Here is a 19,700-nt window from a genome sequence, read left to right as displayed (position 1 = left end):
CATTTGCGGCCCGGTGAGCCAGCCGAACTGTTCGACCGCACCCTGATAGACATAAGGCAGCACAGCGTAGGCGCCGCCAAAGGTCAGCAGCGCGGCCTTGGTGAAAAACCAGCTCATCTGTGTCAAGGCACCACCCCAACCCTGCCAGGCCATCAGCGCGGCCATAGGCAGCAGCCAGAGCACAGCGCCGACCAGCAGTACCCGGGCCAGCCGCGATTTGCTGAAGCGCGCATGTTCGGGCGTGGGCGTGTCGTCGTCGATCAGCGCCGGGGCATGCGCCGACTGCGCCGTCCCATGCGCACCGCCGAAAGCAAACTGCCCGGGCGCGAACCGGGCGCACAGCCCGCCCGTGATCGCCGCGCCCAGCACCACCCACGGGAAGGGGATACCGAAAAACGCAACCGCTATAAAACTAATAGCTGCCACCGCCCACGGGACGGGGGCTATGGCCGGATTTCTCAACGATTTGCTGCCAATGCGGTACACCGCCTGCAACACAATCGCGGCGACTGCCGGCTTGATGCCGTAAAAAATACCCGCCACCAGCGGCAGATCGCCAAAGGCCACATACACCCAACTCAGCGCGATCAGGATAAACAGCGAGGGCAGCACGAACAGCGCACCGGCCACCACGCCGCCCCAAGTGCGGTGCATCAGCCAGCCGATGTAGGTGGCGAGTTGCTGCGCCTCTGGCCCTGGCAACAGCATGCAGTAGTTGAGAGCATGCAGAAAGCGCTTTTCCGAGATCCAGCGTTTTTGCTCGACCAGTTCGCGGTGCATGATGGCAATCTGCCCGGCCGGCCCGCCGAAGCTGATGAAGCCGAGCTTGAGCCAGAACTTCAAGGCGTCGGCAAAAGACACAGAGTTGGGTGCGGTGCCGCGCGGTAGTGGAACGTTGGTCATCCAAGCGGCTCCCTGCTCTCGCCGTGCTGGAACTTGAACACCGCCCTGCTGGCGCGGGCGTTGGGCCAGAAGCGGATTTCGCACCCGTCCTGCAAACCAAACGAGTCGAGGATCTGCAGCCGGTTTTTTGCCGCCAGTACGGCAAAGTCCTGCAGGGTACCGACGCGGATATTCGGCGTGTCATACCACTGGTAGGGCAGGACCTTGGTGACCGGCATGCGGCCGCGCAGCACGGCCAGGCGGTTCGGCCAATGGCCGAAGTTGGGGAAGGCAACGATGCCGGTACGGCCCACCCGCGCGGTCTCTCGCAGCATCACCTCGGCATTGCGCAGGTGCTGCAAGGTGTCGATCTGCAGCACCACGTCAAAGCTGGCGTCGCCGAACATCGCCAGGCCTTCATCGAGGTTGAGCTGAATCACGTTGACGCCGCGCGCCACGCAGGCCTGGATGTTGGCGTCGTCTATCTCCACGCCGTAGCCGGTGCAGCCGCGTTCACGAATCAGGTGGTCCAGCATGGCGCCGTCGCCGCAACCGAGGTCAAGCACGCGAGCGCCTTCAGGCACGAGGCGGGCGATCGATTGCTGGTCAGCCCTCAAAGCGGATGTGCGCTGCTTCATGGTGCCACCTTGCTCTCAAAGTAGGAGCGCACCACGCCCAGGTAGCGGGCGTCATCGAGCAAAAAGGCATCGTGACCGTGCGGCGCGTCAATCTCGGCGTAACTCACGTCGCGCTGGTTGTCGAGCAGCGCCTTGACGATCTCGCGGCTGCGCGCGGGCGAAAACCGCCAGTCGGTGGTGAAGCTCACCAGCAGGAACTGGGCCCTGGCCAGGGCGAGGGCCTGTGTCAGGTTGCCGCCAAAGGCCTGCGCCGGGTCAAAATAATCCAGCGCCCGCGTGATCAGCAGGTAAGTGTTGGCATCGAAGTACTCGCTGAACTTGTCGCCCTGGTAACGCAAATAACTCTCGATCTGAAACTCCACGTCCTGTGTCGAGTACTTGAAAGGGGACGCGACCGGAGAGGAGGCCTCTTCTTCACCAGCCGGGGCCGCAGAACCGGCTTCGCCGGGCCGCAGGCGCAGCGCCCCCCCGGGGGGCAGCGTAGTACGCGAAGCGACAAGCGTGGGGGCCTGTAACTGGCGCCCGAATTTCTCGTTCATCACGTCGTCGCTGAGATACGTGATGTGACCAATCATGCGGGCGATGCGCAGGCCGCGCTGCGGCAGCACGCCATGGCGCCCGTAGTGCCCGCCATGAAAATCCGGGTCGGTCACGATGGCGCGGCGCGCTACCTCGTTGAAAGCGATGTTTTCGGCGGTCAGGTTGGGCGCGCTGGCCACCACCACCGCGTGGCGCACGCGGTCCGGGTATTGCAGCGTCCAGCTCAGCGCCTGCATGCCGCCCAGGCTGCCGCCCATGACCGCAGCCAGCGTGGTGATGCCCATGGCGTCGAGCAGTCTGGCCTGTGCGTCAACCCAGTCCTGCACCGTAACCACCGGGAAGTCGGCGCCATAAGTTTCACCGCTGTCGGGGTTGCGCTGCATCGGACCGGTTGATCCGAAGCAGGACCCGAGGTTGTTGACGCCGATGACAAAAAAAACATCGGTGTCCACCGGCTTGCCGGGGCCAATCATGGTGTCCCACCAGCCTTCGGACCTCGGCTGCACCGCGCCGGCGTCATCCAGGTACACGCCGGCCACGTGGTGCGAGGCATTGAGCGCGTGGCAGATCAGCACGGCATTGGACCCGTCGGCATTGAGCGTGCCGTAGGTCTCGTAGCTCAGATCGTAGGCACGAAGGGACGCCCCGCTTTGCAGCGGCAAGGCGTCGGCAAAATGCATGGACTGCGGCGTGGCAACAAGCGTCAAGGAAAGCCCCACAAAACAAAAACCCGGCATCGCTAAAAGCGAGTCCGGGTCGTGGATGTCGTCTTTAGCTGTACTTTTTAAGCGCCCGCAAGCTGGCAAATCGGCGCTGATCGAGTATACCCCCACGCTTTTCACGCCGCCTTCGGCTGCGTGTAATGCGCTGCCCCCCGAGGGGGCCGCTGCGCCTGCGGCCTGGCAAAGCCAGTTCCGCAGCTCCTGCTTGAATAAAGAAGGGCCTGCATCACGCCTTGATCAACAAAGCCATCACGCCGAGCACGGCAAAGATGATCGCCGAAATGATGTGCACCACGCGCAGCGGCACCAGGCGCGTGACACGTTCGCCGAGCCAGACCACGGGCGCGTTGGCCAGCATCATGCCCAGCGTGGTGCCGGCCACAACGGCAACCATGGCGTCGTAACGCGCCGCCAGCATCACCGTGGCGATTTGCGTCTTGTCGCCCATCTCGGCCAGGAAGAACACGACCACCGTGGTCGCAAAGACACCAAAACGCGGCGCCTTCCCCTCCTCGTCGCTTTCCAGCTTGTCGGGAATCAGCATCCACACCGCCATCGCCAGAAAGGATGCCCCCAGAATGTAGCGCAGCATCTGCGGGCTGATCAAGGTGGTGAGCCAGGCGCCGAGGGCACCGGCCAGCGCATGGTTGGCGATGGTGGCCACAAAAATACCGGCCACGATGGGCCAGGGCTTGCGAAAACGGGCAGCGAGGACGAGAGCGAGAAGTTGCGTCTTGTCGCCCATTTCGGCGAGGGCGACGATGCCCGTAGAGACGAGGAACGCTTCCATACAAACAGACTCCGGCCGATAACCATTGACTGCACCGCGTCCCCGGCCATGAGCAGGAGCTGTGCAGTCAAAGGTCTCGCTGGGTCCGAAGACTGCTGGCGCCATGTCCGTGATGGACAAGTCTGTTGACGCAAGCCCCTTTCAGGATTGAAAGGGTAGCTACTCCCCAATGACAGACAACTATTGTAATCCTCGCAGCCGCACTTAACCCGGCAACAGCACCCAGATTGGTGCGCACTCATCTGGCGCAGTTTTTGCTTACTTTTGGTGCCGCTAGTTTTAACACGCTGATTTCGCACTAAAACAGCTCAAACCATTCAAGAGGGGCTTTATGGACGCACTAAAACAGGGCTCGGACGCCTTGTTCATTCTGCTGGGCGGCATCATGGTCTTGGCCATGCATGCCGGTTTTGCATTTCTGGAACTGGGCACGGTTCGCAAAAAGAACCAGGTCAATGCACTGGTGAAGATTCTGGTGGACTTCTCGGTCTCCACGATCATGTATTTCATCGTCGGTTACGGCGTGGCCTATGGCACCAGCTTTTTTGTCGGTGCCGAGCAGCTGGCCGTCAAAAATGGCTACGAGCTGGTGAAGTTCTTCTTTCTGCTGACCTTTGCTGCCGCCATCCCGGCCATCATCTCGGGCGGCATCGCGGAGCGGGCTCGCTTTTACCCGCAGCTGCTGGCCACGGCCGTAATCGTCGGTTTTGTCTACCCGTTTTTTGAGGGGATTGTCTGGAACCAGAATTTTGGGGTGCAGGCCTGGATCAAGGCCTTGACCGGGGCCGAGTTCCATGACTTTGCCGGCTCCATCGTGGTCCACGCCGTGGGAGGCTGGCTGGCCTTGCCGGCGGTGATACTGCTCGGCGCGCGCAGCAACCGCTACCGCAAGGACGGCGGCATCTCGGCACACCCGCCATCGAGCATTCCCTTCCTGGCGCTGGGCGCATGGATTTTGACGGTCGGCTGGTTTGGCTTCAACGTCATGAGCGCGCAAACCATTGACAAGATCTCCGGCCTGGTTGCCGTGAACTCGCTGATGGCCATGGTGGGTGGCACGCTGGCGGCGCTGGTGCTCGGCAAGAACGACCCGGGTTTTGTGCACAACGGCCCGCTGGCCGGGCTGGTCGCCGTGTGTGCTGGTTCGGACCTGATGCATCCGCTGGGCGCATTGGTCACCGGTGGCATCGCCGGCGCGGTGTTTGTATTGATGTTCACGCTGACACAAAACCGCTGGAAGATCGACGACGTACTCGGCGTCTGGCCGCTGCACGGCCTGTGCGGTGCATGGGGCGGTATCGCCGCCGGCATCTTCGGCAGCAAGGCCTTGGGCGGGCTGGGCGGTGTGAGCCTGGGCGCGCAGCTGATCGGCACGGCCATGGGTGTGGGCTGGGCCTTGCTGGCGGGCCTGGCCGTGTACGGCATCATCAAAGCCACCATGGGGCTGCGCATGACGCAGGAAGAAGAATATGAAGGCGCCGACCTGTCGATTCACCGGATCGGCTCAACGCCGGACCGTGAGGTCAACTGGTAGGCGGCAGGCTTTCCCGGCGCTGCGCCCGTTGCGAAACGGCATTGCTCCTGAATTAATAGCTGCTTGCGCCGACCCTATAGGGGCCAAGGCCGGTTTTGGCTCACATCTCCTGGCCGTGCCGGAGCCTGGGTGCAAGCCTGCGGTCCAACGACCAGGGTCCCACGCCGTAAATCGCCAGCCCGGCCAGCAGCGCACCCCAGAAGACGTGTTGCTGCAACGCCGCCGGTGCGATCTCGCTGAGTGAAATCACCGCGACCGCGTTCACAACGAACAGGCCCAGCGCGGAAAAGCGCCCGGCCAGCCCCAGCACGAGCAAGACTGGCAACACCAGCTCGCCCGCCGTGCCCATGAAAGCAGCCACGGCCGGCGGTAAGAGGGGCACCGCGTATTCGTCGGTGAACAAGGCCACCGTGGTTTCCCAATCACGCAGCTTGGTCAGGCCCGACGCAAAAAAGACCTGCCCCACATACAGGCGCGCAGCCAATGCGGCGGCAGGTTGCAGCGTGTCCAGGCCAGCACTGAAGCGGCGCCAGAGCCCCAATACTTTTTGCAGCGGGGTGGTGGCGGTAATGTTCATGGTGTTGTCCTTCAAGGTGGGCTCACAGGGCGCGGGCGCTGAGAAGCAAGCCGGTTTGTACCGCCGGCACAAGCCATTGGGGGAAATCAAACCCTGGCGCGGCTGAAAGTGAGTCGGCCAGTGAGCGGTTTTCTTGCAGCGCGGCGATAAAAACAGCTTCACCGACCTGGGCCTGCCGCAATGAAGGTTTCAGGCCATGGCGCCAGACCAGCGCGGTTTCGGCGACCTGGGCACGCAAGCGCTCCCCGGCCTCCTGCAGCGTGGGCTCGCCCGCCAGATGAGACTGCACAATGCTGACCACCGGAAACACGCTGGACAGACACTGCGCACCGGGGCTCAGCACCAGCGCCGTGTCGGACGGCTCCCGGCTTTCGAGCAGGGCGAACGAGGACAGGTCGGCCTGGCCGTCGGCCTGCGTGGCGACCGTGTGCAAGGCCCATTCAACGCGCGCCACGTCGGCCAGGTAAGGCTCTTCTCGCATCAGGTCGGCAAGCGTTTTGATGAAGTCGGCGAAACCCGCGCCCCACTGCGCCATGTCACCACGGACCGGCGGATGGCTTTGCCAGAAGTGGCGCGACAGGGTGTCAAAACTCTCAGCGCCTGTCAGCTGGGCCAACACCGGGTAGGCTGCGGACAGAACGCGCTGCGCCAGTGCATGGCCGTTGCTGCGGTAGGCCTGCAGCCCGCGTTCAAGATAATTTTGGCTTCCAGCCCTTTCGGGATGGGCACAAGCAGCTATTATTTTCATAGCGTCCTGGTGGCGCGGCAGGTACAGGGCCTGCAGCAAGGCCTGCTGCTGCGCGGCCAGGCCGATGGCGGCGCTCATGGGACAAGCTCCGCCCTGGGGGCATGTGCCTGCGCCAGCACGCGGGCCTGCGCGGCCTCGCCCAACAGCACCGCCAGCGGAGGCAGGGCGGTGTCCCACTCGACCAGCGACGGCACCGCGCCGAAGCGCTCCAGGGCATGGGCATACAGGCGCCAGACGTCGTCGGCCACGCGGCTGCCGTGGTCATCGATCACGATGTCGTCCATCACACAATGCCCGGCCAGGTGGATTTCGCCGACGGCTGCGGGCGGCAGCTGGTCCAGCCAGGCCTTGCAGGCGAGCACGGGGTCCGCCGGCGCGTCACCGGGCAGCCGCGCGCTGTTCACATTGAGCGCGTTGACATAAATATTGTTCACGTCGACCAGAAGCTGGCAGCCGGTGCGCTGGGCGAGAGCGCCCAGGAAGTCGGTTTCGCTGCGCTCGCTGCCCGCCAGCGTGATGTAGGCCGACAGGTTTTCGACCAGCATCGGCCGCTTGAGCCGCTCCTGCACCTGCTGCACGTTGCGGCACAACACGTCCAGCGCCTCATCGTTGAAGGGGATGGGCAGCAAATCGCCGGCGTGTACGGCCTGGCCCTTCCACATCCCGCGCGCAAAACACGCGTGGTCGCTGACGCGCACAGGCTCAATGCGGTCCACCAGCAGCGCCAGCTGGTCAAGGTGCCAGAGGTCCACCCCGGTGGCTGACCCCAGCGCAAGGCCTACACCGTGCAGGCTGATGGGATAAATCTCACGGCCCTGCTGCAACACTGCCAGGGCCGCGCCGCCAGCTGCAAAAAAATTTTCAGAATGCACTTCCAGAAAGTCCAGCGCGTGGCGGGACTGGAGCAACTCCGCATAGTGCGGATGCCTCCAGCCTATGCCGGTGGAAACTGCATGGTCAGCGACAGCATCGGGCGGGGGCATCGAAGCTGGCGCGGAGACGAGGCGACTCATGGTGACAATGCGCCGCTTCGCTCCCTGGCCATCCGAACAAGGGCTATCAGCTCTTCTTGTCCATCATGGGCTTTTCCATGCCCTTCATCTTGGCCTGGTCCGCTGTGAGGCCCTTCATGCTGATGCAAGTTCCCTTGGCCACGTACTTCCACTCGTTGGCATCGTCGCTAACCTTGGACTGACCGGCGCAGGAGTGGCTGCCGTTGAGGTTGGCGCAATCATTCTGGCCGGCCTTGGCTATGCCGTAGCATTTTTCCTTCTGCTGGGCGACGGCAGGTGCGGCCACCAGCATGGTGGAGAGCAGGGAGGCTGCAGCTGCAGTAATCAGGGCGCGTTGGTTCATTGAAAATCTCCGGTTGGTTTACAGAAGTTGAAGTTTTAACCAGAAGAGAAGAGATTTCTGATCTGGTTGGAGCTTAGTCCGGCCAGCGCCGACTTTCTTGCAAAAAATTTCAGGCCGCCGACACCGGGCCCCGCGCCGATCAAAGCAGGTCTGCGATACGGTCCCAGGCTTCAGGCGGAATGCGGCCCACATAACGCTCCACAATCTTGCCAGTTTTGTCAATCAGATAACCGGCGGGCAACTGGGCATGTGCGCCCAGGTTGTCGCGGTAGCTGCTATCACCCATCCAGAGCTGCACAAACTGCTGTTTCGTGGATACCGTCTGTGCAATGATGCGTTCGTAGTCCACCACATCCTGCATGCGCTTGTCGGTCGCGACAGCCACCAGCTCAAACGGTTTGCCGGCCCAACCTTCGTAGTTGGTCCGAAGCTCGGGCATTTTGTCGCGACATACGGCGCAACCGGTGGACCAGTACAACACCAGGACCACCTTGCCCTTGAGAGAAGACAGCTTGAACGGCCGGCCCTCCACCGTCTTGCCTTCAATGTTCGGCGTTACCACGGCGGTCGCTGGCGCAGCGATTTCCGCCTTCGTGGTGGACGGCGGCGTTTGCGCCAGCAAGGGTGCAGCCATCCCCAGCGAAATGAGGGCGACCACCGCCAGACCCCGCAACTTCCGGCCCGAACGGGAAGCGCCACGGGACGCGGTAAGCAGTGATGCGTGATTGGCGAAGCCCATGGTGGTGTCCTTGGTGGGTTGCAGCTACGAACAAAGCAATATGTTAGTCGCCACCAAGCCGTGATTCTTACGCCGTTGACCACATTTTTTTCCGTCACCACGCCGCGGTGCGGCTAGACTTGCCGTCCATGACTACCTTTGAAGAACAGCTCGTCGAGCATCGGGTTTACCTGATGCGCTTTGCGCGGCTGCAGCTGCGCAACGACGCCTGGGCTGAAGATGCTGTCTCCGAAACCTTGCTGGCCGCCCTGTCCAAGCCGCAGGCTTTCGGAAACCGTTCGCAGCTCAAGACATGGCTTGTCGGCATTCTCAAGCACAAGGTCATCGACCTGCTCCGCAGCAACGCCCGCGAAGTGTCCCTCCCCGACTGCGGGGGCGACGACGATGCCGATGAACTTGACAAGCTCGCCTTCCAGGTCGACGGTCACTTTGTCAGCCCACCCGGTGAGTGGGGTGACCCGCATCAAACCCTGCAACAGCGCCAGTTCTTCACGGTGCTCGACGCTTGTGTGGAGCGCCTTCCACCGGGGCTGGGCCGGCTGTTCCTGATGCGGGAGTGGCTGGAGCTGTCCTGCGAAGAAGTCTGTAAGGAACTGACCCTGACGCCGACCAACCTTTATGTTCAACTTCACCGTGCGCGCCTGCGCTTGCGCGAGTGCCTGGCCATCCACTGGTTTGGCACTCCTCCCCACTGAATGGCCATCATGAAGATTAAGTCCCTTCCCCTGATGCGCACCTGCAAGCAGGCAGCAGCGCTGCTGGTGGCCCGGGAGGACCGCGCCCTGAGCCTGCCCGACAGCGTCGCGCTGCGGCTGCACCTGATGGCGTGCAAGGCCTGCCCACAATTTGAAAACCAGATGCTCACCATGCGCCACGCCATGTCCCACTGGCGACGCGTGACAGACGAACCCGATGGCCCGTCAGCAGGCGTGGGCAGGCCCGCCGACTAGGGCCTGGCGCCGCCCCCGGCGGTGCCAAATGGCAGCTCTTTGTGTACAAACGTAAAAGTTTTAGCCCGCGCGCTCTGGCTATGTGCAGCGCGCAGGTATGAGAAGCCGTCGAAGTAAGTTGGCGCAAACTTTTCTGGGATGTCTTTTGGGCAGGCGACAATGCGCACACGAGACACGGGGTGATTGGTGGATAAAAGTCCGCATCCCGCGCCGAGCAAGGCTCGCGAGGGCAAAACAGTCCCGCAGGCCCCTGTTGATGCGGGTTTGACAGACGCAGGAGGAAGCGCTGCCTGCTTGTGTTGTGACTGCCTGACGCATACTATGCGCGTGTGGATAACAATCCACACAGGTCAGGTGATCGGTCAGTTTCGCGCGCTACAGCGGTACGTTTCAAGATTTGTTGTGCTTTCGGGACCCCATCGCTTTTGTTTTTGTGTTTTAGAGGAGTCCCTTCATGGGCAACAAACTTTACGTGGGCAATCTGCCGTACTCGGTTCGCGACGAAGACTTGCAACAATCTTTTGGCCAGTTCGGCGCTGTCACCAGCGCCAAGGTCATGATGGAGCGCGACACCGGCCGCTCCAAAGGCTTTGGTTTTGTCGAGATGGGCAACGATGCAGAAGCACAGGCAGCTATTGCCGGCATGAACGGCCAGCCGTTGGGCGGTCGCAGCGTTGTTGTTAACGAAGCCCGTCCGATGGAAGCACGCCCCCCACGCAGCGGCGGCTTCGGCGGTGGCGGTGGTGGTGGCGGCTACGGTGGCGGCGGTGGTGGATACGGCGGCGGCGGCGGTGGCGGCGGACGTTCTGGCGGCGGCGGCAGCGACGGCGGTTTCCGCAGCCCTTACGGCGGTGGCGGTGGCGGCGGCCGTTCCGGTGGCTCTGGCGGCGGTGGACGTGGCGGCTATTAAGCCCGGAACCACAGCCCCTTCAGCTTCCGGCTGAAAACAGCTTCAAAAGGCTTCAAGACCTCGGTTCTGAAGCCTTTTTCCTTCCCGCCCTTGCGCGACGGACACAAGCGGCTATTGTTTTTATAGCTAGCGCGAATCGCCCCCCTGGCGACGTTTGCGCGGCCGGCCCGCCAGGGCCCTGTCAAACAGGGCGTTGGGCAGCAAGCGCAGCAACTTGGCCACCACCCCCATCTGCCAGGGAATCACCCGGTAACTGCTGCCGGCTTCAATCGCAGCAAAGGCTTTGTCGGCAAAAGCTTCGGGCTGCATCAAAAACGGCATGGCGTAGCGGTTTTTTTGAGTGAGCGGGGTATCGATGTAGCCGGGACAAAGCGTGACCACCTTCACGCCCCCAGGCCGCAACTCGCCGCGCAGGCTCTCACAATAGGCAATCACCGCGGCCTTGCTGGCGCAGTAAGCGGCGTGCCCAGGCAGGCCGCGGATGCCGGCAACGCTGCCGATACCCACCAGCGCGCCAGAGCCACGCAGCACCATCGCCTCGACAAAGGGATGGAAGGTGGCGGCCAGGCCGATGTTGTTGGTTGCCAGTGTCTGCGCCATCACATCGAGGTCGTCCCGCACGGCGGTGTCCATGCCTATGCTGATCCCGGCGTTGGCGATCACCACGTCGGGCAAGCCCTGGTCTGCCATGCAGGCCCGCCCCGCCGCGACAATACTGTCGACAGCGGAGACATCGGTGCCATAGATTTTGTAGATTTCCGGGTCAAGCCGATGGGACAAGGCCCACGACTGGACCGCTTCCGTGCGGCGTGCTACCAGCGCCAGACGATAGCCAGCCTGAAAAAACCGCAGCGCCAGCGCCTGGCCGATGCCGCTGGACGCGCCGGTGATAAAAACAAGTCTGGACATGTGCAAGGCCTCCGTGCCGTGACTGAATCAGGACGCCCGGATCAAGGTGCGCTGCCGGCCGCTTTTCGCGGCACAAGAATACCTTTCACCCGGCCCTTGAGGTCGACCACCCGGTCCATGTTGTCATAGGCAAACGTGTCGCCTTCAAACTCGTCATTGCCACGCTTGATGACCACCGGCAAATGCGATTTGACGCGCTCCTCGTTGACGAAGACATGAAGAAACTCTCCACGGAACTCAAGCTGCGGGCCCTCGCTGCCATCGGCCCCCACCGCTGCATCCCGCACCACCCGGGCGTTGCCGATCAGCTGGACTTCGGAGCCGTCACCGTTGCTCAGCGCCCGGTCACCGGTGAATGTCGTCAGGCGGCCTTCGATGCTGTAGCTGCGAATCAGCGCCTTGTCGATTTCCAGCGTGTCGGTATCGGGATAGTGACGCAACTCGCTGCCCGACACGTCACTTTTGAGCTGGCCGGTCTCATCAAAGGCCTTGATGCCGAACTTGCGCATGTAGTAGTCGGGCTCGGTGGTGACGGCCCGCTGGCCATCCGGAGGCAACGCCTCCGGTGTGTTTCGCACCAACCAGTAGGTCCCCAGGGCCAGCAGCCCCATCAGCAGCACCGGGATGTAGATGGCGGTCCGATCCCAAGCGCGCGATAACCGGTCCAGCGAATTGCGCCAGCTGGGGGCCAGGTTCCCATGGAGCCAGCGGCTGGCGGCGGCCATCAGCGCGTGTACTCCTGCAGCAGCCCGGCATAACGGCCGCTCGCCACCATCAGCAGGTCACACAGCTCACGCACGGCGCCGTCGCCGCCACGTGTTCCGGTAACGTAGTGCGCCGCAGCCCTGACTTCGACATGTGCGTTGACTGGCGCGCAGCTGAAGGCGACGCGGCGCATCACCGGCAGGTCCGGCCAGTCATCACCCATGAAAGCCGCCTGAGACCAGTCCAGGCCCAACGCTTTCAGGGTGCGCTCTGCCGCAGGGCGCTTGTCTTCGGTGCCGAAATGCGAGTGCGTCACGCCCAGCGCATGCAGGCGCGAGCGCAACACCACGCTGTCCCGGCCGGTAATCACGGCCGGCGTGATGCCGGCCTTTTGCAGCAGTTTCAGGCCATGGCCGTCGAGGGTGTTGAACCGCTTGAGCGTTTCGCCGCCAGTGGTGAACCCCTCGTGCTTTGTTGCCCGGTCGTCGCCTGGCGGATATTCGCCGAAATACAGGCCACCGTCGGTCAGCACGCCGTCGACATCGAAGAACGCCACCTTGACGTTCTGCGCAAGCAGCAGCAGTTCGGGCGCAAAGTTCAGGGCGGGCGACATGGCCTTCATACGAGAGCACCCAAAACCTTCATCGGGGCGACGCGCGTGGGGGTCATCGGTCGCAGCGAAGGGCCGCCCCGAGCATGGCCGGCCCCTTCCATCGATGACAGGGGCAGTGCACCGCCGAAGGCTCGCGAAGTGACAAACGTGGGGGTCATATCACCTTGGCGCGCAGCAGGTCGTTGCTGTTGAGCGCGCCACACAAGGCATCGTTGCCGTCCACCACCAGCACGCTGGTGATGCGGTATTGCTCCATCAGGGAGACGGCCTCCACCGCCAACGCATCGCTGCGCAAGGTTCGCGGCTTCGGGTGCATGACGTTTTCCGCCGTACTGGCCCGCAGGTCCACGCCTTTTTCAACCAGGCGGCGCAAATCGCCGTCCGTGAAGATGCCGAGCACCCGCCGCTGCCCGTCGACCACGGCGGCTGCGCCCAGGCCCTTGCTGCTCATTTCGCGCATCAACTCGGTAAAGCTGGTTTGCAGGCCTACCGCGGGCACGGCTTCGCCGGTACGCATCACGTCACTGACATGGGTCAGCAGCTTGCGGCCCAGCGCCCCGCCGGGGTGAGAGCGGGCAAAGTCTTCCTCCTTGAAGCCGCGCGCATCGAGCAGGGCCACGGCCAGCGCATCGCCCAGCGCCAGCTGCGCCGTGGTGCTCGCGGTAGGCGCAAGGTTCAGGGGGCAGGCTTCCATTTCGACGCTGCTGTCGAGCACGATGTCGGCGTGCCGCGCCAGCGTGGACTGCAAGCCGCCCGTCATGGCCAGCAGGGGCACACCCAGGCGTTTGACCACGGGCAGGATGGACGTGAGTTCCTGCACCTCGCCGCTGTTGGAGATCGCAAACAACACGTCTGCGCCGGTGATCATGCCCAGATCGCCGTGGCTGGCTTCCGCAGGGTGCACAAACATGGCAGGTGTGCCGGTGGAGGCCAGGGTCGCGGCGATCTTGCGGCCGACGTGGCCGCTTTTACCCATGCCCATCACCACCACACGGCCCTTGCAGATGAGGACCATCTGCACAGCCCGCGCAAATTCAGGGCCGACACGGGTTTTCAGTCCAAGCACCGCAGCCGCTTCAATTTCAAAGGTTTTGTGGGCCAGCGCAAGGGCCTGTGCGGCGTCAAAATTCACGGGATCAAAGCTCATGCATGCATTCTATAGAGCCGTCCCCGAACCCGGCCCGGCAAGGGAGGGCGTGCACCGGTCATCAGCTACCATCAATACATGACCGCGCTTGAGCTCACACTGATGTACCTGCTGGCTGCTGTGCTGGGTGTGGTCGCCTGCCGCTCGTTCAAGCTGCCGCCCATGCTCGGTTATCTGGCTGTGGGTGTGGTTATCGGCCCCAACGCGCTTGCGTTGTCGCAAAACGCTGACGGCGTGCGCCGTCTTGGCGAGTTCGGTGTGGTGTTCCTGATGTTTGTGATCGGGCTGGAGTTCAACCTGCCCAAGCTGCGCTCCATGCGCCGCCATGTGCTCGGCCTGGGGCTGCTGCAGGTGCTGTTAACCATGGTGCTGGCCACCCTGGGCTCCCTGTTTATGGCGTTTTTGGCGCCCTCGCTGTGGGGCATGTCGTGGCAGACGGCGGTGGCCCTGTCGGGCACGATTGCCATGAGCAGCACGGCCGTGGTGGTCAAGCTGCTTTCCGAGCGGCTGGAGATGGAGTCCGAACACGGCAAACGCGTGATGGGCGTGCTGCTGTTTCAGGATCTGGCGGTGGTGCCGCTGCTGGTGCTGATTCCCGCGCTCGGCTCCTCGCCGGACAAGCTGTTGATGGCCCTGGCGATTGCCAGCCTGAAGGCCACAGTGCTTGTCGGCCTGCTGCTCATGGGCGGCCAGCGGGTCATGCGCTGGTGGCTGACGCTGGTGGCCAGACGCAAAAGCGAAGAGCTGTTTGTATTGAACCTGTTGTTGGTCACTCTGGCGCTGGCCTGGCTGACCGAGCTGGCGGGCCTGAGCCTGGCGCTTGGCGCCTTCATTGCCGGCATGCTGATTTCAGAGACCGAGTTCAAGCACCAGGTTGAAACTGACATCCGGCCCTTCCATGACGTGTTGCTGGGGCTGTTCTTCATCAGTATCGGCATGATGCTGGACTGGCGGGAGGTAGCGGCGCGCTGGCCGCTGGTGCTGCTGCTGCTGACGGTGCCGGTGTTGTTCAAGCTTGTGCTGGTCACCGCGCTAACCAAGGGCCTTGGCGCAACCACGGGGGTGTCGCTGCGCACCGGCCTGTACCTGGCTCAGGCCGGCGAGTTCGGGTTTGTGCTGCTGTCGCTGGCACAGGACAACAACCTGATTCCGCCGGCACTGCTCAATCCCATTCTGGCCAGCATGGTGTTGTCCATGCTGGCAACGCCTTTCATCGTCATGTACAGCAACCGCATCGTGATGCGACTCGTCAGCAGCGAATGGCTGCAGCAGTCGCTGCAGATGACGTCCATTGCGCGCAAGTCCATCAACATCAACAAACACGTGATCATTTGCGGCTATGGCCGCTGCGGGCAGAACCTGGGCCGGATTCTGGACGGCGAAGGCATCCCCTACATGGCGCTGGACCTGGATCCGGACCGGGTGCGCCAGGCGGCGGCGGCAGGTGATTCCGTTGTGTTCGGCGATGCCGTGCGGCTGCAAGCCCTGATAGCGGCGGGCCTGGCCCGCGCCAGCGCCGTGGTGGTGACCTACCTGGACACCCCCAGCGCGGTGAAGGTACTGGCCAACATCCGTGCACATGCGCCCACGGTGCCGGTGATTGTGCGCACGGTGGACGACCACGACTTGGAAAAGCTCCAGGCCGCCGGTGCCACCGAGGTGGTTCCCGAAGCCATTGAGGGCAGCCTGATGCTGGCCAGCCATGCGCTGGCGCTGGTGGGGGTGCCCATGCGCCGCGTGATCCGCGTGGTGCAGGACCAGCGTGACGCACGCTACAACCTGCTGCGCGGTTATTTTCACGGAGCCGACGACAACACCGTCAACGAGATCGACCAGGAACGGCTGGCGACGATCACGCTGCCTTTGGGCAGCCGGGTGGCCGGGCAGGCGCTGGGCGCCCTGGCGCTGCATGCGGTCGGGGTCCGGGTCGTCAGCCTGCGGCGCGGCAGTGGCAAACCTCTGAGCCATGACGACAAGACCACCCTGCGCGGCGGCGACTCGCTGGTCCTGTCCGGCAAACCCGAAGCCCTGGCCATCGCAGAAGAAAAACTGCTCAGCGGACGTGCCTAGAACGACGCATCGCGATGCAAAATAGGAGCCGCACTTTTTGCAAACGCCCATGAATCACCGCCTGCTCGACAACCTCAACCACCAGACGGTCAACCAGTACCTGAAAGGCCACATCCGCACCGTGCCGGATTGGCCTGCCCCTGGCGTGCAGTTTCGCGACATCACCCCACTGCTGCAGGACCCCAAGGTGTTTCGTGTGCTGATCGATGCCTTTGTGCACCGCTACATGGACAAGGCCCTGCGCCCGGACGTGGTGGCCGGGCTCGATGCACGCGGGTTCATTCTTGGCGCCGTGGTGGCCTATGAGCTCAACGTCGGTTTTGTGCCCATTCGCAAAAAGGGCAAGCTTCCCTTCACCACCGTCCAGGAAACCTACGAGCTTGAATACGGCAGCGCTACCGTCGAATTGCACACCGACGCGGTCAAGGCCGGCGACAAGGTGTTGCTGATCGACGACCTGATCGCCACTGGCGGCACCATGATGGCCGGCAAGAAACTGCTGGAACAACTGGGTGCGTCGGTGATGGAAGGCGCGGCAATTGTCGATTTGCCCGAGCTGGGCGGCTCCGCCAAGTTGCAGGCTGCCGGCCTCCCGCTGTTCACCTTGCTGGATTTCGGCGGCCATTGAACCGCCCGTTGCTATTAAATTTATAGCTTTCTGCGCCTGTTCACAAAGGGCTAGCGCTCATTTTTTCTCCTAATTGAGATCGCCATACTGGGTAGCGCTCAATGCCGGCACCACAGCCGGTGAGTCCGGCATTTCAGTGTCTTCGAAACCGGTGAGCAAGGTGTAAGACCTCAACCCGCTGCGGACGGCAGGGCCATTGTCCGCAACCGGCACGCCCTGAGCCGAGGCCGCAGCAAGCGCCTGCCTGAAGGCCGCCACTTCGTCCGTCTGAATGGGTTCGTAGCGCGACGCGACGGGCTTGAGCGCAGCCATCGCCGGCTCCGTCAGGGTCGTCGCCACCATCACCGCCGCTTCTGCGTGATGCAATGGCGCCGGTCGGCCATGGCCCGGCGTTGGGGTGGCGGGGCGTCCGACGGAGACCAGCTCATTCATGCGCCAGTACACCGCCGTTACCCGGATGTTGTAGCGCGACTTGGCGCTTTGGGCAATCATCACTTCAATCTCGGCCAGGCGCTCGGTCTGCCCGCCAAACTCCTGCGCCAGATCCATCATGACCATGAACTGTTCGCCGCGCGGGTCCTGCGACAACACCTTGAATTTGTAGCTGGCCGACAAAACACCCGCGCGGATCATGGCTTCACGCACGGCGTTGTAAAGCAGTTCGCGCTTGGCGTGGCGTTGCGACTTGTGGGCGCTGCTGCGCGCCTGGGGGTTTGCATTTTTCTGCGGCAACGACGCCGCCTTGTCGCGAACGCCCGCCGCAGGGCGGGTGCGGTCGTCACGGCTCAGGCCAGACCTGGCACTGTCCAGTTGCGCCCTGCCTGGCACGGCGGCGTCCGTGCCGGATTTGCCGGAAAACCAATTGAACAGGGACATGGGTTGGCCTGGAAAACGACGGTCCGCCGTGCGGCCATCTGGGTTGCTTGTAAAGACTGGGCAGTCTGCTTGTTGGAAGTTTACTGAGTCCTTCGGGGCTTTTTCCCGGCTGGGGCTGACTTGTTCGCATCGCAGGCGCACAAGCTGCGCAGATGCCTGCAATAAATCACGCTTTAACGGTCAGCACACCACCCAAGCCCTCGCGCTTTTCCGGGCTATTTCAGGTTACGGCCACACGTTTGGGCCGGTTGTACAGACGTTTGGCGAGCACGCCGCCCATGGCCAGGCTCAGCTCCAGGGCAATGGGGCTGTGCCGGCTGGCAAGTTCCTTGAAGCGCAGGGCAGTCAGACACCAGACCTTGCTGGTATTGGACGCCTGTACTGTGGCGTTGCGCGGCATGCGCGAAAAAAACGCGCCCTCGCCGAGCACGGTGCCAGCGGCCACAAGCGCAAGACGAATCCGGCCTTTGTCGTCTTCGTAGTGGACGCTCAGCGTACCGCTCTCGATGAAGTACAGGGTCTGGTCCGTCGATCCCTGTTCAATCAGCACCTGGCCTTGCTGCAACGCAAACGGCTGCATGTAGTCAGCCAGGATCTCCCACTGTTGTGGCGTGAACTGGCAACGCATGGCGTCGCTGGCGTGACTTTGCGATATGGCGCTGGCCAGGCCCTGGATGTCAAAGCGTAGCGCTGTGGTCAGCGGTGCATTCATGATGCACGGAAGATACGCTCCCGGACACCCGTGCGGCAAGGGACGTTAACGCACGCTTACAGCTGATACATCAAGGCAGGCGCTGCAACGAGCACGACGCAACGCGCTTCGCCGCCTATTTACCGATGCAGAATTTCGAGAATATTTCCCCGAGCAGGTCGTCCGGCGTGAACGCGCCAGTGATGGCGCTCAGGGCGTTTTGCGCCTGGCGCAGGTCTTCGGCCAGCAGGTCCAGCGCGGGCGTTCTGGCACCCAGCTGATCTGCGGCGCGCGCCAGTTGCGTGTTCACCTCGCGCAGTGCGCGCAGATGGCGCTCCCGCGCCATGAACACTCCTTCAGGAGCCGCCTGCCACCCGACCACCTGCAGCAGTTGCTCGCGCAACGGCTGCAGGCCGGCGCCAGTTTTGGCGGAAATCACCACGCCCGAAGAAATCCCTGCCAGCGCCGCCGCGCCGGCCATATCCGACTTGTTCCACACGTCGATGACCGGAATGCGGCCTGGCAGTTTGCCAGCCAGGGCTTGCGCAATCGCGGCATCGGCGGCCTGGTAGTTCATCGCGATCCGCAGGTCTTGCGGTGTCTCCTGGCGCGTCAGGTCATGTAGAAACAGCACGGCATCGGCTGTTTCGATTTCGCCCCAGGCGCGCGCTATGCCGATTTTTTCAACCTCATCCACTTCTGGCAGCAGACTGTCGCGCAGGCCGGCGGTGTCCACCACATGCAGCGGCACACCGTCGATCTGGATCAGCTGGGTGACTTTGTCGCGCGTGGTACCGGCCACCGGCGTCACGATGGCCAGCTCGGCGCCGGCCAGCGCGTTGAGCAGCGAGCTTTTCCCGGCATTGGGCTGACCGGCAATCACCACCTTGATGCCCTCGCGCAGGATGGCACCTTGCTGGGCGCGGTGCATCACGCTGGTCAGCGTCTGCTGCAGCCGCGTTAGCTGACCCTGGGCATCGGCCTTTTGCAGGAAATCGATGTCTTCCTCCGGGAAATCCAGCGTGGCCTCGACCAGCATGCGCAAATGCACCAGCCGGTCCAACAGGACGTGGACCTCTTTTGAAAACTCCCCGGACAACGAGCGCGCAGCTGAGCGCGCAGCGGTTTCGGTGCTGGCGTCTATCAGGTCGGCAATGGCCTCGGCCTGTGCCAGGTCGATCTTGTCGTTCAGAAAAGCGCGCTCGGTGAACTCGCCGGGCTGGGCCGGCCGCAGGCCGGCCAACAGCGGCTGGCCCGTCTTGACATCCATGGCCGCCGCCGCCTCCAGGCAACGCGCCAGCAGCAACTGCAGAACCACCGGCCCGCCGTGAGCCTGCAGCTCCAGCACGTCCTCGCCGGTGTAGGAGTGCGGCGCCGGAAAATAGAGGGCCAGGCCCTGATCGATGGGTGCACCCAGTGCGTCGCGAAACGGCAGGTAGGTTGCCTGCCTGGGCATCAGTGCGCGGCCACAAAGAGCCGCCACCAGCGCGGCGATTTTTTTGCCGGAGACCCGCACAATGCCAACCGCGCCACGGCCGGGCGCGGTAGCAATGGCAGCAATGGGGTCGTGGTGGCGCGCAAGCATGTAAGCATTATCAGCAGACATCGCGGAACCGGCTTCGCCGGGCCGCGGGTGTCGCCGTCTGGGGGGCTGAGAGGCCGCGGCTACAAACCT

The 19,700-nt window shown here is 63.2% G+C and carries 22 protein-coding genes and 1 riboswitch; of the genes, 6 read left to right on the top strand and 16 right to left on the bottom strand.

What is annotated here, in order from left to right:
* From chrA to ACESMT_RS03375, 4 genes are all read right to left on the bottom strand, one after another.
* On the bottom strand, positions 1–903 hold a 903-nt coding region (gene chrA / locus ACESMT_RS03390), incomplete at its 3' end, for a chromate efflux transporter (RefSeq protein ID WP_372825167.1).
* Positions 900–1,520 carry a methionine biosynthesis protein MetW gene (gene metW, locus ACESMT_RS03385; RefSeq protein ID WP_372825166.1) on the bottom strand — a complete coding sequence of 207 codons (621 nt, stop codon included), beginning with the start codon at positions 1,518–1,520 and terminating at the stop codon, positions 900–902. The genes metW and chrA, both read right to left, overlap by 4 nt.
* Positions 1,517–2,767 carry a homoserine O-acetyltransferase gene (locus ACESMT_RS03380; protein ID WP_372825165.1) on the bottom strand — a complete coding sequence of 417 codons (1,251 nt, stop codon included), beginning with the start codon at positions 2,765–2,767 and terminating at the stop codon, positions 1,517–1,519. The genes metW and ACESMT_RS03380 overlap by 4 nt, the downstream gene beginning before the upstream one ends.
* A gap of 241 nt (positions 2,768–3,008) precedes the next feature.
* Positions 3,009–3,572, bottom strand: a complete 564-nt coding sequence (locus ACESMT_RS03375) for a TMEM165/GDT1 family protein (protein ID WP_372825164.1) — start codon at positions 3,570–3,572, stop codon at positions 3,009–3,011.
* A gap of 6 nt (positions 3,573–3,578) precedes the next feature.
* Positions 3,579–3,752: riboswitch (yybP-ykoY riboswitch) on the bottom strand.
* A gap of 151 nt (positions 3,753–3,903) precedes the next feature.
* On the opposite strand from ACESMT_RS03375, the gene ACESMT_RS03370 reads away from it, so the two are divergent.
* On the top strand, positions 3,904–5,106 hold the full coding sequence (locus ACESMT_RS03370; protein WP_372825163.1) for an ammonium transporter: 1,203 nt from the start codon (positions 3,904–3,906) through the stop codon (positions 5,104–5,106).
* Positions 5,107–5,206: 100 nt separating this feature from the next.
* Here ACESMT_RS03370 and ACESMT_RS03365 read toward each other — a convergent pair whose 3' ends face one another.
* From ACESMT_RS03365 to ACESMT_RS03345, 5 genes are all read right to left on the bottom strand, one after another.
* Positions 5,207–5,683: a DoxX family protein gene (locus ACESMT_RS03365; protein ID WP_372825162.1), complete on the bottom strand. Its 477-nt coding sequence runs from the start codon at positions 5,681–5,683 to the stop codon at positions 5,207–5,209.
* A gap of 22 nt (positions 5,684–5,705) precedes the next feature.
* Positions 5,706–6,509: a putative DNA-binding domain-containing protein gene (locus ACESMT_RS03360; protein ID WP_372825161.1), complete on the bottom strand. Its 804-nt coding sequence runs from the start codon at positions 6,507–6,509 to the stop codon at positions 5,706–5,708.
* Complete coding sequence (locus ACESMT_RS03355; protein ID WP_372825160.1) at positions 6,506–7,444, bottom strand: DUF692 domain-containing protein; 939 nt, start codon at positions 7,442–7,444, stop codon at positions 6,506–6,508. The genes ACESMT_RS03360 and ACESMT_RS03355 overlap by 4 nt, the downstream gene beginning before the upstream one ends.
* A 46-nt stretch (positions 7,445–7,490) precedes the next feature.
* Entirely contained in the window at positions 7,491–7,787 is a 297-nt protein-coding gene (locus tag ACESMT_RS03350) for a DUF2282 domain-containing protein (protein ID WP_372825159.1), read from the bottom strand.
* A 139-nt stretch (positions 7,788–7,926) separates the two neighbouring features.
* Complete coding sequence (locus ACESMT_RS03345; protein ID WP_372825158.1) at positions 7,927–8,526, bottom strand: peroxiredoxin family protein; 600 nt, start codon at positions 8,524–8,526, stop codon at positions 7,927–7,929.
* Between the two features lie 128 nt (positions 8,527–8,654).
* Here ACESMT_RS03345 and ACESMT_RS03340 point away from each other — a divergent pair, with 128 nt between their 5' ends.
* The 3 genes from ACESMT_RS03340 (at position 8,655) to ACESMT_RS03330 (ending at position 10,386) form a co-directional block, all read left to right on the top strand.
* Positions 8,655–9,221 (top strand): sigma-70 family RNA polymerase sigma factor, encoded by a 567-nt coding sequence (locus tag ACESMT_RS03340; protein ID WP_372825157.1) that lies wholly within the window; start codon positions 8,655–8,657, stop codon positions 9,219–9,221.
* Positions 9,222–9,230: 9 nt separating this feature from the next.
* A complete protein-coding gene (locus ACESMT_RS03335; RefSeq protein WP_372825156.1) occupies positions 9,231–9,476 on the top strand; it encodes a zf-HC2 domain-containing protein in 246 nt (81 codons plus the stop codon).
* Between the two features lie 454 nt (positions 9,477–9,930).
* Positions 9,931–10,386 carry an RNA recognition motif domain-containing protein gene (locus ACESMT_RS03330; RefSeq protein ID WP_372825155.1) on the top strand — a complete coding sequence of 152 codons (456 nt, stop codon included), beginning with the start codon at positions 9,931–9,933 and terminating at the stop codon, positions 10,384–10,386.
* A gap of 126 nt (positions 10,387–10,512) precedes the next feature.
* On the opposite strand, the gene ACESMT_RS03325 is transcribed toward ACESMT_RS03330, so the two are convergent.
* From ACESMT_RS03325 to ACESMT_RS03310, 4 genes are all read right to left on the bottom strand, one after another.
* Positions 10,513–11,295 (bottom strand): SDR family oxidoreductase, encoded by a 783-nt coding sequence (locus ACESMT_RS03325; RefSeq protein WP_372825154.1) that lies wholly within the window; start codon positions 11,293–11,295, stop codon positions 10,513–10,515.
* A gap of 41 nt (positions 11,296–11,336) precedes the next feature.
* Positions 11,337–12,020 (bottom strand): LPS export ABC transporter periplasmic protein LptC, encoded by a 684-nt coding sequence (lptC, locus tag ACESMT_RS03320; RefSeq protein ID WP_372825153.1) that lies wholly within the window; start codon positions 12,018–12,020, stop codon positions 11,337–11,339.
* Complete coding sequence (locus tag ACESMT_RS03315; protein ID WP_372825152.1) at positions 12,020–12,622, bottom strand: KdsC family phosphatase; 603 nt, start codon at positions 12,620–12,622, stop codon at positions 12,020–12,022. Before ACESMT_RS03315 ends, lptC begins: the two co-directional genes overlap by 1 nt.
* Before the next feature lie 145 nt (positions 12,623–12,767).
* Complete coding sequence (locus ACESMT_RS03310) at positions 12,768–13,760, bottom strand: SIS domain-containing protein (protein WP_372825151.1); 993 nt, start codon at positions 13,758–13,760, stop codon at positions 12,768–12,770.
* A gap of 78 nt (positions 13,761–13,838) precedes the next feature.
* Between ACESMT_RS03310 and ACESMT_RS03305 the strand changes: the two genes are divergently transcribed.
* Both ACESMT_RS03305 and ACESMT_RS03300 read left to right on the top strand, forming a co-directional pair.
* Complete coding sequence (locus ACESMT_RS03305; protein ID WP_372825150.1) at positions 13,839–15,830, top strand: cation:proton antiporter; 1,992 nt, start codon at positions 13,839–13,841, stop codon at positions 15,828–15,830.
* A gap of 49 nt (positions 15,831–15,879) precedes the next feature.
* On the top strand, positions 15,880–16,458 hold the full coding sequence (locus ACESMT_RS03300; RefSeq protein WP_372825149.1) for an adenine phosphoribosyltransferase: 579 nt from the start codon (positions 15,880–15,882) through the stop codon (positions 16,456–16,458).
* A 69-nt stretch (positions 16,459–16,527) separates the two neighbouring features.
* Here the strand turns inward: ACESMT_RS03300 and ACESMT_RS03295 are convergent, their stop codons facing one another.
* The 3 genes from ACESMT_RS03295 to mnmE form a co-directional block, all read right to left on the bottom strand.
* Positions 16,528–17,334, bottom strand: a complete 807-nt coding sequence (locus ACESMT_RS03295; protein ID WP_372825148.1) for a hypothetical protein — start codon at positions 17,332–17,334, stop codon at positions 16,528–16,530.
* Positions 17,335–17,554: 220 nt separating this feature from the next.
* On the bottom strand, positions 17,555–18,046 hold the full coding sequence (locus ACESMT_RS03290) for a Crp/Fnr family transcriptional regulator (protein WP_372825147.1): 492 nt from the start codon (positions 18,044–18,046) through the stop codon (positions 17,555–17,557).
* A gap of 115 nt (positions 18,047–18,161) precedes the next feature.
* Positions 18,162–19,610 (bottom strand): tRNA uridine-5-carboxymethylaminomethyl(34) synthesis GTPase MnmE, encoded by a 1,449-nt coding sequence (mnmE, locus tag ACESMT_RS03285; protein ID WP_372825146.1) that lies wholly within the window; start codon positions 19,608–19,610, stop codon positions 18,162–18,164.
* Between the last annotated feature and the right edge of the window lie 90 nt (positions 19,611–19,700).

The organism is Polaromonas sp. (assembly GCF_041689105.1).
Taxonomy (GTDB): domain Bacteria; phylum Pseudomonadota; class Gammaproteobacteria; order Burkholderiales; family Burkholderiaceae_C; genus Polaromonas.
Note: the sequence above shows the minus strand (reverse complement) of the source record. Positions and strands in the feature narration are given on the sequence as shown.